This is a genomic window from Ruegeria sp. K7, from assembly GCF_056531785.1.
On the sequence record NZ_JBQFMJ010000018.1, the window covers coordinates 57,954 to 69,161 of the forward strand.

Consider the following 11,208-nt stretch of genomic DNA (forward strand, 5'->3'; position numbering starts at 1 on the left):
ATGCGTTGGTCCCTGCTCATACCGCTCCTGCTCGGCTCGCCCCTTTGGGCGGCGGACTGGGATGTGCCCAACCGGGCGGGGGCCATCAACGAAACACTGGCGCAGGCGGCGGATGGAGACACCCTCCGCCTGAGCCCCGGCGTTTACTTTGAAACGCTGGTTCTGGACCGGCCCGTTACCCTCGACGGGCAGGGCCAGGCCACCATCGACGGGCAAGGCGACGGCAGCGTCATCACCGTGACCGGGCCGGGCGTGACGGTACGCGGGCTGACGGTGGTCGGCTCGGGCTCTGACCATGACGGGATCGACAGTGGCATCCAGCTGACCAAAACGGCCAAAGCGCCGGTGGTCGAGGATAACGTATTGCTGGGCAACCTTTATGGCGTCGACATTCACGGGGCCAAGGACAGCGTCGTGCGTGGTAACCGGATCGAAGGGCGTCGGGACCAGCGGATGAATGACCGTGGGAATGGCGTCTATGTCTGGAACGCGCCAGGTGCACGGGTGGAAGACAACGACATCCGATATGGCCGCGATGGGATCTTTGTGAACTCGTCCAAGAAGAACACCTTCACGGGCAATTTGTTCCGCGATCTTCGTTTTGCCGTGCACTACATGTATGCCGACAATTCGGTGGTCAGCGACAACGTCTCAATCGGGAACGACCTGGGCTATGCGGTGATGTTCACGACCAATGTGACCGTCGCCAACAATGTCTCGATCGGTGACCGGGAACATGGCGTGATGCTGAACTACGCTAACAAGAGCGTTATCACCGGAAACGTGGTGAAAGGTGCCAAGGAAAAATGCACCTTCCTCTATAACTCGAACAAAAACGAATTTACCGACAACTGGTTCCAGGGTTGCGGCATCGGCATCCACTTTACCGCCGGGTCCGAGCGCAATCGGATCGTCGGCAACGCCTTTGTCGGTAACCGGACACAGGTGAAATACGTTTCGACCAAATGGGTCGAGTGGTCAGAAGAAGGGCGCGGCAATTATTGGTCCGATTTCGCCGCGTATGATGTGGATGGCAACGGTATCGCCGACGCCCCCTATCGCCCCAATGACTCGATGGACCATGTGCTGTGGACCCAACCCTCAGCCAAATTGCTGCTCGGCTCGCCTGCCGTGCAGTTGGTGCGCTGGTCGCAATCTGCCTTCCCGGCCCTGCTTCCGGGGGGTGTGATGGACAGCAACCCGCTAATGCAAGCCCCTGAACCCCCAGCTATGAAAAAGGTGCCTCATGACGGATAAGGCCCTGTCAATCGACCATGTACTCAAGGACCGAGGGAAAACCCGCGTTCTTGACGATATCACCCTGTCTCTTGCCCCCGGTCAGCGCGTCGCGTTACTGGGCCATAACGGCGCGGGCAAGTCGACCCTGATCAAATCCATCCTCGGCCTGACGCCGATCCATGGTGGTGCCATCCGGATCGGAGACGCCACCCCCGGCAGTGCACAGGCGCGGCGCGAGACGGCCTATCTGCCCGAAGCGGTCTCCTTCCACCCGGCCCTGACCGGCCGCGAACAACTGACGCTGTTTGCAAAGCTATCCGGAGCCAAAGCCGATGTGCCCGGTCTGCTGGAGCGCGTCGGCCTGAGCGATACACTCGACCGTCGGATCGGCGCTTATTCCAAGGGGATGCGGCAGCGTCTGGGTCTGGCTCAGGTTCTTCTGGGCCAGCCGAAAGTGGCCCTCTTGGACGAACCGACCTCGGGATTGGACCCGATTTCTCGGCAGGATCTTTACGCCATCATTGATGAACTGGCAGCGCAAGGCACAGCGGTCCTGATTGCGTCCCACGCGCTGACCGAGGTCGAGGCGCGTACCGACCGCATTGCCATCATGCGCAAGGGCCGGATGGTGGCCGACGATACGCTGACCAACCTGTCCGCCCTGGCGGGACTTCCGATACGCCTGCGGGTCCGCGCCAGCGCCAACCCTGAAGCGCTTGCCGCCGAACTGGGCGGCAACCGGATCAACGGCGCATCCGTTGAGTTGCTCTGTACACCTGACGACAAGATGGAGGCCCTGCGCCGAATCGCCGGGCTGGGCGACGCGGTGGCGGATGTGGAAATGACCCCGCCCAAGCTGGAAGACCTCTATCGCCATTATGCACAGGAGGAGAGGCTATGACCCGCTTCCTCGCCATCACCCGCACCGAGATGCTGATCTTGCGCCGCAACCGCTGGCTGCTGGTGGCAACGTTGATCATGGTGTTGTTCGCGCTGGCCCTGACCTTTGCGGGCAGCGCCCCGACCGGCACGCTGGGCGTTGACATGCTGACCGTCTCGGTCGCCTCGATGACAACGCTTTCGGTCTATCTGGCGCCGCTGCTGGCGCTGATGATCTCGTTCGACGCTATCGCGGGGGATGTGGACCGGGGCAGCCTGTCGCTGTTGCTGTCCTACCCGGCGGGGCGCGGGGAAATCCTGTTGGGCAAGTTCACCGCCCATCTGGCCGCCCTGGCCTTTGCCATGACCGTCGGTTTCGGAACCGCCGGCGCGGTCGCCGCCTTCTTTGGTGGCGCAGGCCCGGAAAGCCTGATGGCGCTGGCGCGCCTCATCCTTACATCCATCCTTCTGGGCGCTGTCTTTCTGGCGCTGGGATACCTGCTGTCCGCCCTGGCAAAGGGGTCCACGGCGGCGGCAGGTCTGTCGGCCGGGCTATGGCTGGTATTTGTCGTCCTTTATGATCTGGGCCTGTTGGGGGCCGTCGTCATGGACAAGGGCGGCACCTTCACCCAATCCGTCTTTCCATGGGTGATGGTGGCCAACCCGGCCGACGCATTCCGTCTGTGGAACATCGCCGCGACCGAAGGCGTTGCCATGGCGTCCGGTATGACCGGTGCAGCGCAGGCCCTGCCCGTCTGGGCCGCACCCGCGTCGCTGCTGCTCTGGCCGGTGATCGGTTTTGCCCTTGCCCGTGCGGCATTCCGGAGGGTCGAGCCGTGAAACGCCTGTACCTGATTGCGCTGATTGCTCTGGCCGCCTGCAAGGAAGAGATCGCTGTCGCCCCCGAGCCGGTCGATCTGACCCCGGATGCGCTGAGTTTCTTCTGCCAGATGAACATCGCCGAACATGGTGGACCCAAGGGCCAGATTCATCTGGATGGCTACCCTGCGCCGCTATTCTTTTCGCAGGTGCGCGACATGGTGGCCTATCTGAAAAGCCCTGAACGCGATGCCAAGATCACCGCCGTCTATGTCAGTGACATGGGCATCGCGACAAACTGGCGGGAACCCGGTATCTCCAACTGGATCGCCGCCGACGGCGCGACATTTGTGGTCGGGGCCAACGTCGCCGGCGGCATGGGCGCACGCGAGGTTGTTCCTTTTGGTGATCCCTCCGACGCCGATGACTTTATCAATCGGTATGGCGGCACCGCCCTGCCCCTGTCCGACATCCCGGCTGACGAGGTTCTGGGGCCCGTCGATCTGGACCTGAATCTGGAGACCCCCGTATGACCGTTTTGTCCCGTCGCCGTTTCCTGTCGATTTCCGCGGCTTGCATGGCCTTGCCCGCCGGAGCAAAGGCAGCCCCAGTCGCCCATTGGCTTGGCACCGCACTGGGCGCGCGTGCCAGCCTGCAATTGTCCGGTCTGACCGATGACGAGGCCCGTCCTGTGATCTCTGCCATCGAGGCGGAACTGCACAGGCTTGAGAACATTTTCAGCCTCTATCGCCCGGATTCCGAGTTGAGCAGGCTGAACCGTGATGGGATGTTGACCGCTCCCGCGCCGGAGTTGCTGAACGTGCTCAGCCTGTGTTCGGCACTGCATGACGCATCGGGTGGGGTGTTTGATCCGAGTGTTCAACCTCTGTGGCTTGCCTTGGCCTCTGGTGCCGATGAAAGCGTGATCAGCTCGGCCCGGCAATTGGTCGGCTGGCACCAAGTCACAGTGACGGCAGATCATATTCTTCTGCCACAACCCGGTGTGTCGGCTCTGACCCTGAACGGAATAGCGCAGGGGGCGATAACAGATCGTATTGCCGATCTGTTGCGGTCCATGGGCCTTGGGAACGTTTTGGTGGACATGGGCGAGATCGCAGCCATAGGCGCCAACGCGGATGGCCGCCACTGGCGTGTCGGGTTGGCCGGGCCAGACGGTGCGGTTCTGAAACGGATCGGGATCAGCGACCGGGCGGTTGCCACTTCTGCACCCGGAGGTTCGATGCTGATGCGCGGTCAGGGCCACATCCTGAGCCCGGACGGCAGCAAGCCCTTGCACCGGGCCGTCTCGGTCTCTGCCCCCCGAGCGGCGATTGCAGATGGTCTTTCCACAGCCCTTTGCCTGATCCCAAAGACGCGGGTTGATACCGTGCTGGACCGCTTTCCCGGCAGTCGGATCGAGATGATGATCTGATCACAACTGTTGATTGTGGCACAAAAGTTTTGGCAAAGGGCCGAAGGTGTTGTACCACTGTGAGAGTGGATGTTTCGCTGGCAAACAAGCAGATACTTCGGCAACCGCTCTTGGGCGTGTCTGCCTTGTTGTTGCAAGCCGGAGAAACGGTTCCGAAAAAACATGATCTGGATCAACTCCGGCCTTGTGAAAATGCGCTAGCAAGCGAATCCGGGCAGGATCACCTGCCCCCAGAAACGCAGGTCAGCAACGCATGAGTCAGCCAACCAGCAGACGCGCTTTTCTCAGTGGGCGCATGCTCCGCGAAGACCCCGGTGCCATTAGGCCTCCGGGCGCGGTGGAAGGCAGGTTTCTGGACCTGTGCACCGCCTGCGGTGATTGTCTGGACGCCTGCCCCGAAGATGTCATTACGCTCAGCGCGGGTGGATACCCGACGCTGCGGATGACGGACGGTGCGTGCACGTTCTGCGGCGATTGCGTGGAAGCCTGCCAGACGGGCGCCCTGATCGCTGATCGCATGGCCGACTGGCCCTGGCGCGCATCTATCGTCGCCAGCGCTTGCCTGTCACTGAACGGGATCAGTTGCCGCATTTGCCAGGACAGTTGCGATGAAGGCTCGATCCGGTTCAAGCTGATGCCTGGCGGCAAGGCGGAACCGGTTCTGAATACCGAGACCTGCACCGGATGCGGCGGCTGCGCCACGTCCTGCCCCGCCGACGCGGTCAGATTTGAACGCCCTGCAACCTTACACCCGGAGACACTGCAATGAATATCTGCGGTTGCCTTGTTCACGTTGCCCCGGACAGCACCGGCACAGCGCGCCAGGTCATGGAAGACACGCCGGGGGTCGAGGTTCACGCCGCAACCGACGACGGCCGCTTTGTCGTTGTCGTAGAAGATACGCCCGCACGTATGGCGTCCGAGATCATCATGGATCTGCACCAGATCCCCGGAGTGATCTCTTTGACGCTGACCTATCACCATTTCGAGGATCTCGCGGAAAGCTATCCGCGTCCTGATGCCCCAAGCCAACCGACCAGCAGGAGGCCCATGCAATGACCATCTCTGAATCTCGCCGGACTTTTCTAAAAGCTTCAGCCGCGGCAGCCACTGCTTCGGCCGCAGGTATTCCAATGGCCGCCGGAAAGGCCAATGCCCAGGTGGCAACGCCTGATATTCGCTGGGACAAGGCGGCCTGCCGGTTTTGCGGAACAGGCTGTTCGGTTCTGATCGGCACCAAGGATGGCCGCGTCGTGGCCACGCAAGGTGACCCGGACGCGCCGGTCAACCGGGGCCTGAACTGCATCAAGGGATATTTCCTGTCCAAGATCATGTACGGCAATGACCGCCTGACAACTCCGCTGCTGCGCAAGTCAAACGGCGAATATGACAAGAACGGCGAATTCGAGCCGGTCAGCTGGGACGAAGCCTTCGACGTGATGGCCGCCAAGTGGAAAGAAGCGCTGGCCAAGAAAGGCCCGACCAGTGTCGGCATGTTCGGTTCCGGTCAGTGGACGGTCTGGGAAGGTTATGCTGCCGCCAAGCTGATGAAGGCCGGGTTCCGGTCAAACAACATCGACCCGAATGCGCGGCACTGCATGGCCTCGGCCGTTGTGGGTTTCATGCGCACCTTCGGCATCGACGAACCGATGGGCTGCTATGACGATCTGGAGCACGCGGATACCTTCGTGCTGTGGGGGTCGAACATGGCCGAGATGCACCCGATCCTGTGGTCGCGCCTGACCGATACGCGCCTGACCAAGCCGGGGTGCGAGGTACATGTTCTGTCGACATTCGAACACCGCTCGTTCGAGCTGGCCGACAACGGCATGGTGTTCAACCCGCAGACCGACCTGGCGATCCTGAACTATATCGCCAACTACATCATCCAGAACGGCGCAGTGAACGAGGAATTCGTCAAGAACCACGTCAACATCACCAAGACTGCCACCGATATCGGCTATGGTCTGCGCGACAACCACCCGCTGCAGCAAGAGGCAGCGAACCCCAACGTCGGCAAGATGGAACCGATCAGCTTCGAGGAATATGCCGAAGCGGTGTCGGAATACACGCTGGAATACACCGAGGAACTGTCCGGTGTGCCCGCCGAAAAGCTTGAGAAGCTGGCCCAGCAATATGCCGATCCGAACCGCAAGGTCATGAGCCTGTGGACCATGGGGTTCAACCAGCATACTCGCGGGTCGTGGGTGAACTCGCTGATGTACAACGTGCACCTGCTGGTTGGTAAGATTTCCGAACCCGGCAACTCGCCCTTCTCGCTGACCGGTCAGCCCTCGGCCTGTGGTACGGCGCGCGAGGTCGGCACCTTTGCCCACCGTCTGCCCGCCGACATGGTGGTGACAAATGACAAGCACCGCGAGATCTGCGAGACCGCATGGAACGTGCCTGCGGGCACCATCCCGCCCAAACCGGGCTTCCACGCTGTGCTGCAGAACCGCAAGCTGAAGGATGGCGATCTGAACGCCTATTGGGTGCAGTGCAACAACAACATGCAGGCTGCGCCGAATATCAACGAAGAAGGGTACCCCGGCTATCGCAACCCGGAAAACTTCATTACCGTGTCGGACCCCTACCCCACCGTTACCGCCCTGTCCGCCGACCTGATCCTGCCAACCGCCATGTGGGTCGAGAAGGAAGGCGCCTATGGCAACGCCGAGCGCCGCACCCAGTTCTGGCGGCAGCAGGTCAAGGCCCCGGGTGAGGCCAAGTCCGACCTGTGGCAGCTGATGGAATTCGCGAAACGCTTCACCGTCGAGGAGGTCTGGGGCGAGGAACTGCTGGCTGCCATGCCGGAACATCGCGGCAAGACCATGTATGACGTGCTGTATGCCAACGGGAAGATCGACCAGTACCCGCTGTCGGAAACTGCCGAAGGTTTCGACAACGATGATGCCGAGCATTTCGGATACTACGTCCAGAAGGGTCTGTTCGAGGAATATGCCGATTTCGGACGTGGCCATGCCCACGATCTGGCACCATTCGAAATGTACCATCAGGCGCGCGGAATGCGCTGGCCGGTCGTGGACGGCAAGGAAACGCTCTATCGTTTCCGCGAAGGCTATGACCCGTACGTGCCCGAAGGCGCAGGCGTGAAATTCTATGGCAAGCCTGACGGTAAGGCGAGTATCATCTTTGCGCCGTATGAACCCGCCCCAGAGGAGCCGGATGCGGAATACGACCTGTGGCTGTGCACCGGTCGCGTGCTGGAGCACTGGCATTCCGGCTCGATGACCCGCCGGGTGCCCGAGTTGCACCGCGCCTATCCGGCGGCCGTGGTCTACATGCATCCGCAGGATGCCAAGGATCGGGGTCTGCGCCGTGGTCAGGAGATCGTTCTGTCCACCCGTCGCGGCGAAGTCACAAGCCGGGTCGAGACCCGCGGGCGCAACAAGGTTCCGCGTGGTCTGGTCTTCATGCCGTGGTTCGACGAGGGTCAGCTGACCAACAAGCTGACGCTGGACGCGACCTGCCCGCTTTCGAAGGAGACCGACTTCAAGAAATGCGCCTGCAAGGTCGAGCGCGCGTAACCGGCACGGATCGCGAAGGTAGTCCCCATGTCCCTTGCCGGCACACCTCTTTCGCCGCAACGGCGTCGTTTCCTGCAGGGAACGGCGCGCGCGGCGGGCGGCTGCGTGGTTGCAGGATCGCTGCTGGCCTGGCTGGCGCGCGATGCGCGCGGCCTGCCGGCCGAGGCCCTGCGCCCGCCCGGTGCGCTGCCCGAAGAGGATTTCCTGTCGGCCTGCATCCGCTGCGGGTTATGCGTGCGGGACTGCCCTTACGATACGCTGAAACTGGCGGAACTGGGCTCGGATTCCGGCGCTACCGGGACGCCTTTTTTCACCGCCCGCGACGTGCCGTGCGAGATGTGTGACGACATTCCATGCGTCGCCGCCTGCCCCACCGGCGCGCTGGACCCGTCGCTGGACAACATCGACGATGCCAAGATGGGCGTTGCGGTGCTGGTGGATCAGGAGAATTGTCTGAACTACCTCGGCCTGCGCTGTGATGTCTGCTATCGCGTCTGCCCCGTCATTGACGAGGCCATCACGCTTGAGCCGTCACACAATACCCGCTCGGGCAGCCACGCGATCTTTGCGCCGACGGTTCATGCGGACCGCTGCACCGGCTGCGGCGTATGCGAGAAAAGCTGCGTTTTGCCGGAAGCCGCGATAAAGGTGCTTCCAGCCCGTCTGGCGCGCGGCAGCGCGGCGGATCACTACCGCAAGGGCTGGGAAGAAAAGGCTGCCAAGGGCGCTCCGCTGGTCGAGGGCATCATTGACCTGCCCGACCGCCTGCCGGGGCCCGGCACCGACAATCTGGTCACACCCGGAGGGTTTGCGCCCGAATACAACCTGCCGGGAGTGGGACAATGAGCGCCAGCACCCAGATACCTGTGGGCCAAGAGGCGATAGAGGCCAAGGGCTGGATCGGCGCGCATCGCTTTTTGCTGTTGCGCCGGGCAAGCCAGGTGTTCTTTCTGGTGCTGTTCCTCCTGGGGCCGTGGTTTGGCATCTGGATCGTTCAGGGCAACCTGGCCGGATCATTGACGTTGGGCGTTCTACCGCTGACCGATCCGCTGATCCTGCTGCAAAGCATGGTGGCAGGCCACTGGCCCGAACTGACCGCACTGATCGGCGGGTTGATCGTGCTTGTCACTTACGCGCTGATCGGTGGCCGGGTCTATTGTTCCTGGGTTTGTCCGATCAACCCGGTGACTGATGCCGCCAGTTGGCTGCATCGGCGTTTGGACTTGCCGAAGGGCTGGCAGCCAAAGCGCAGCACCCGTCTGTGGGTTCTGGCGACAGTCCTGATCGTCTCGGGCCTGACCGGCGTGATTGCGTGGGAGATCGTGAATCCGATCACCATGCTGCACCGGGGCCTGATCTTCGGCATGGGTTTTGTCTGGGCCATGATCGCCGCGATCTTTGTGTTTGACCTGCTGGTCGCACGCCATGGCTGGTGCGGTCATATCTGCCCGGTCGGGGCTTTCTACGGCCTGATCGGCACAAAAAGCCTGCTGCGCGTCAGCGCCAGCAACCGCGCTGCCTGTGATGATTGCATGGACTGCTATGCGGTCTGCCCGGAAAACCAAGTGATCTCGCCCGCGCTGAAGGGCAAGTCGGGATCTAGCCCACTGATCTTGTCGCCTGACTGCACCAATTGTGGCCGCTGCATTGATGTGTGCGCGGTTGATGTCTTCAAATTTAACCACCGGTTCGACGAGGCCCTCGTCGCGCCTGCCGATCCAGCCGCCGCGCCCAAGCCGCGCGCCGCCAGACCTATCTAAGGGAGTGCCATGATGAATAGACCAATCCTGACAGGCGGAATTGCCCTGATCCCCGTTTTGCTCCTGAGTGGGTTTGCTCTGGCGCAGTCCGCTCAGGTGAATTCGCTACGCGGAGCCGAAGTGGATGAACCAGTGGTCCTCGATCAAGTCCATCGGAATGTCGAAGGACGCATGCAGCGGAATTATCGCCAGCAGCCACCACTGATCCCGCATTCGATTGAACAATACCAGATCGACTTGCGCACCAATCAGTGCCTGTCCTGTCACGACTGGACCAAAGCGGGCGAACGCAACGCGCCGACCCTTTCGATGACCCACTACCTGGACCGCGAAGGCCGTGAACTGGACCGGATCGCGGGTACACGGTATTTCTGCAATCAGTGCCACGTGCCGCAGGCCGACACTCCGGCGCTGGTCGACAATGAATTCGAACCTTCTTCCGGCAACTGATCCAACGCATCTTTGAAAGGAGCACCGATATGGCAGACTCCCCCGAAAATCGCGGCTGGATTGGCCGCCTCTGGAACGCGATCTGGACCCCGGCTGTGATGTTCAGCTCGGGCTTTCTGATTTTGGCAGGTTTTCTGGCCGGTATCTTGTTCTGGGGCGGTTTCCACTGGACGCTGGAACTGACCAATACCGAGGAATTCTGCACCTCGTGCCACACGATGGAAACCAATCTGGGTGAATACCGCGAGACGATCCACTACAACAACCACTCGGGCGTCCGCGCGATCTGTTCCGACTGCCACGTGCCGCACGAATGGAACCACAAGATCAAAGCCAAGATCATGGCTGTCAAGGACGTCTATCACGAGCTGGCCGGCACCATCAGCACCCCGGAAAAATATGAAGACCATCGTCTGAGCATGGCTTCGGCGGTGTGGAAGAAAATGAAGGAATCCGACAGCCGTGAATGCCGCAACTGTCACAATTTCGAGTATATGGACTTCACCCTTCAGGAAACCCGCGCCGCGTCCGAGCATCAGCGCGCCATCGATTCCGGCATGACATGCATCGACTGCCACCAGGGCATCGCCCACAGCCTGCCGCCCAACTATCTGGAAACCTATCAGGACATCACTGCCGAACTGGACGAGGCGCCGCAGAACCTGCAGCAGCACGCCTCGGCAGGCAGTGACGAAATCCGGTCGTTTCTGGCCAAACGGGCAGACTGAGAGGAGCTCGACATATGCTTGAATTACTTGGAACCATCGGTGGCAACATCCTCAGCCTGCCCGGCATTCTGGGTTTGGCGCTTGGCATGATGACCCGCAAGCTGTGGCTGGGCGCGGTCATGGGCGGTGTGGTCGGCGTGCTGGAGACACTGGTTTTTGCCAAATGGCAGTTTGCCCATGTCGAAGTGTTGGAACTGATGATTGCCATCGCGGTCGGCGTTTGCGCGGGCGCGGTGGGCAGTGCCATCCGCATAAAGGGCGCAACCGCCTGATCCGAGCCAAGCGGGAAAGGGTGTGGATTTTCTTTGGGTGAGGGGCGTGGCGGTGGGCTGTTTGCGGGGCCCCTGTCTACA

At 61.5% G+C, this 11,208-nt stretch carries 13 protein-coding genes; all 13 read left to right on the forward strand.

All coding sequences use genetic code 11. The features are described from left to right. The 13 genes from ACR0FE_RS21405 (at nucleotide 1) to ACR0FE_RS21465 (ending at nucleotide 11,127) form a co-directional block, all read left to right on the forward strand. The gene (locus ACR0FE_RS21405) at nucleotides 1-1,257 is read left to right on the forward strand and encodes a nitrous oxide reductase family maturation protein NosD (protein WP_480915157.1); all 1,257 of its coding nucleotides are present in this window, start codon (nucleotides 1-3) and stop codon (nucleotides 1,255-1,257) included. Next, the gene (locus tag ACR0FE_RS21410; protein WP_480915158.1) at nucleotides 1,247-2,140 is read left to right on the forward strand and encodes an ABC transporter ATP-binding protein; all 894 of its coding nucleotides are present in this window, start codon (nucleotides 1,247-1,249) and stop codon (nucleotides 2,138-2,140) included. The genes ACR0FE_RS21405 and ACR0FE_RS21410 overlap by 11 nt, the downstream gene beginning before the upstream one ends. Continuing rightward, nucleotides 2,137-2,958: an ABC transporter permease gene (locus ACR0FE_RS21415; protein ID WP_170808020.1), complete on the forward strand. Its 822-nt coding sequence runs from the start codon at nucleotides 2,137-2,139 to the stop codon at nucleotides 2,956-2,958. The genes ACR0FE_RS21410 and ACR0FE_RS21415 overlap by 4 nt, the downstream gene beginning before the upstream one ends. Beyond that, the gene (locus ACR0FE_RS21420; RefSeq protein ID WP_480915160.1) at nucleotides 2,955-3,470 is read left to right on the forward strand and encodes a nitrous oxide reductase accessory protein NosL; all 516 of its coding nucleotides are present in this window, start codon (nucleotides 2,955-2,957) and stop codon (nucleotides 3,468-3,470) included. The genes ACR0FE_RS21415 and ACR0FE_RS21420 overlap by 4 nt, the downstream gene beginning before the upstream one ends. Next, nucleotides 3,467-4,369: an FAD:protein FMN transferase gene (locus ACR0FE_RS21425; RefSeq protein WP_480915162.1), complete on the forward strand. Its 903-nt coding sequence runs from the start codon at nucleotides 3,467-3,469 to the stop codon at nucleotides 4,367-4,369. Before ACR0FE_RS21420 ends, ACR0FE_RS21425 begins: the two co-directional genes overlap by 4 nt. A gap of 295 nt (nucleotides 4,370-4,664) precedes the next feature. After that, complete coding sequence (gene napF / locus ACR0FE_RS21430; RefSeq protein ID WP_480855196.1) at nucleotides 4,665-5,138, forward strand: ferredoxin-type protein NapF; 474 nt, start codon at nucleotides 4,665-4,667, stop codon at nucleotides 5,136-5,138. Then, nucleotides 5,135-5,428, forward strand: a complete 294-nt coding sequence (locus tag ACR0FE_RS21435; protein WP_170614015.1) for a chaperone NapD — start codon at nucleotides 5,135-5,137, stop codon at nucleotides 5,426-5,428. Before napF ends, ACR0FE_RS21435 begins: the two co-directional genes overlap by 4 nt. Then, a complete protein-coding gene (napA, locus tag ACR0FE_RS21440) occupies nucleotides 5,425-7,917 on the forward strand; it encodes a nitrate reductase catalytic subunit NapA (RefSeq protein WP_480915164.1) in 2,493 nt (830 codons plus the stop codon). Before ACR0FE_RS21435 ends, napA begins: the two co-directional genes overlap by 4 nt. 27 nt (nucleotides 7,918-7,944) lie before the next feature. Next, entirely contained in the window at nucleotides 7,945-8,763 is an 819-nt protein-coding gene (napG, locus tag ACR0FE_RS21445; RefSeq protein ID WP_480915166.1) for a ferredoxin-type protein NapG, read from the forward strand. Next, the gene (gene napH / locus ACR0FE_RS21450) at nucleotides 8,760-9,677 is read left to right on the forward strand and encodes a quinol dehydrogenase ferredoxin subunit NapH (protein WP_480915168.1); all 918 of its coding nucleotides are present in this window, start codon (nucleotides 8,760-8,762) and stop codon (nucleotides 9,675-9,677) included. The genes napG and napH overlap by 4 nt, the downstream gene beginning before the upstream one ends. 9 nt (nucleotides 9,678-9,686) lie before the next feature. Then, the gene (locus tag ACR0FE_RS21455) at nucleotides 9,687-10,127 is read left to right on the forward strand and encodes a nitrate reductase cytochrome c-type subunit (RefSeq protein WP_480441068.1); all 441 of its coding nucleotides are present in this window, start codon (nucleotides 9,687-9,689) and stop codon (nucleotides 10,125-10,127) included. A 29-nt stretch (nucleotides 10,128-10,156) separates the two neighbouring features. Beyond that, nucleotides 10,157-10,855 carry a NapC/NirT family cytochrome c gene (locus tag ACR0FE_RS21460; protein ID WP_170614020.1) on the forward strand — a complete coding sequence of 233 codons (699 nt, stop codon included), beginning with the start codon at nucleotides 10,157-10,159 and terminating at the stop codon, nucleotides 10,853-10,855. Between the two features lie 14 nt (nucleotides 10,856-10,869). Beyond that, nucleotides 10,870-11,127, forward strand: a complete 258-nt coding sequence (locus ACR0FE_RS21465; protein ID WP_170614021.1) for a hypothetical protein — start codon at nucleotides 10,870-10,872, stop codon at nucleotides 11,125-11,127. Nucleotides 11,128-11,208 lie beyond the last annotated feature (81 nt).

Bases quoted from the DNA above. Each gene is read 5' to 3' on its own strand.
- ACR0FE_RS21415 (WP_170808020.1), top strand. From the start codon at position 2,137: ATGACCCGCTTCCTCGCCATCACCCGCACCGAGATGCTGATCTTGCGC.
- ACR0FE_RS21465 (WP_170614021.1), top strand. From the start codon at position 10,870: ATGCTTGAATTACTTGGAACCATCGGTGGCAACATCCTCAGCCTGCCC.
- ACR0FE_RS21435 (WP_170614015.1), top strand. From the start codon at position 5,135: ATGAATATCTGCGGTTGCCTTGTTCACGTTGCCCCGGACAGCACCGGC.
- ACR0FE_RS21460 (WP_170614020.1), top strand. From the start codon at position 10,157: ATGGCAGACTCCCCCGAAAATCGCGGCTGGATTGGCCGCCTCTGGAAC.
- ACR0FE_RS21405 (WP_480915157.1), top strand. From the start codon at position 1: ATGCGTTGGTCCCTGCTCATACCGCTCCTGCTCGGCTCGCCCCTTTGG.
- napF (WP_480855196.1), top strand. From the start codon at position 4,665: ATGCTCCGCGAAGACCCCGGTGCCATTAGGCCTCCGGGCGCGGTGGAA.
- napH (WP_480915168.1), top strand. From the start codon at position 8,760: ATGAGCGCCAGCACCCAGATACCTGTGGGCCAAGAGGCGATAGAGGCC.
- napG (WP_480915166.1), top strand. From the start codon at position 7,945: ATGTCCCTTGCCGGCACACCTCTTTCGCCGCAACGGCGTCGTTTCCTG.
- ACR0FE_RS21455 (WP_480441068.1), top strand. From the start codon at position 9,687: ATGATGAATAGACCAATCCTGACAGGCGGAATTGCCCTGATCCCCGTT.
- napA (WP_480915164.1), top strand. From the start codon at position 5,425: ATGACCATCTCTGAATCTCGCCGGACTTTTCTAAAAGCTTCAGCCGCG.
- ACR0FE_RS21425 (WP_480915162.1), top strand. From the start codon at position 3,467: ATGACCGTTTTGTCCCGTCGCCGTTTCCTGTCGATTTCCGCGGCTTGC.
- ACR0FE_RS21410 (WP_480915158.1), top strand. From the start codon at position 1,247: ATGACGGATAAGGCCCTGTCAATCGACCATGTACTCAAGGACCGAGGG.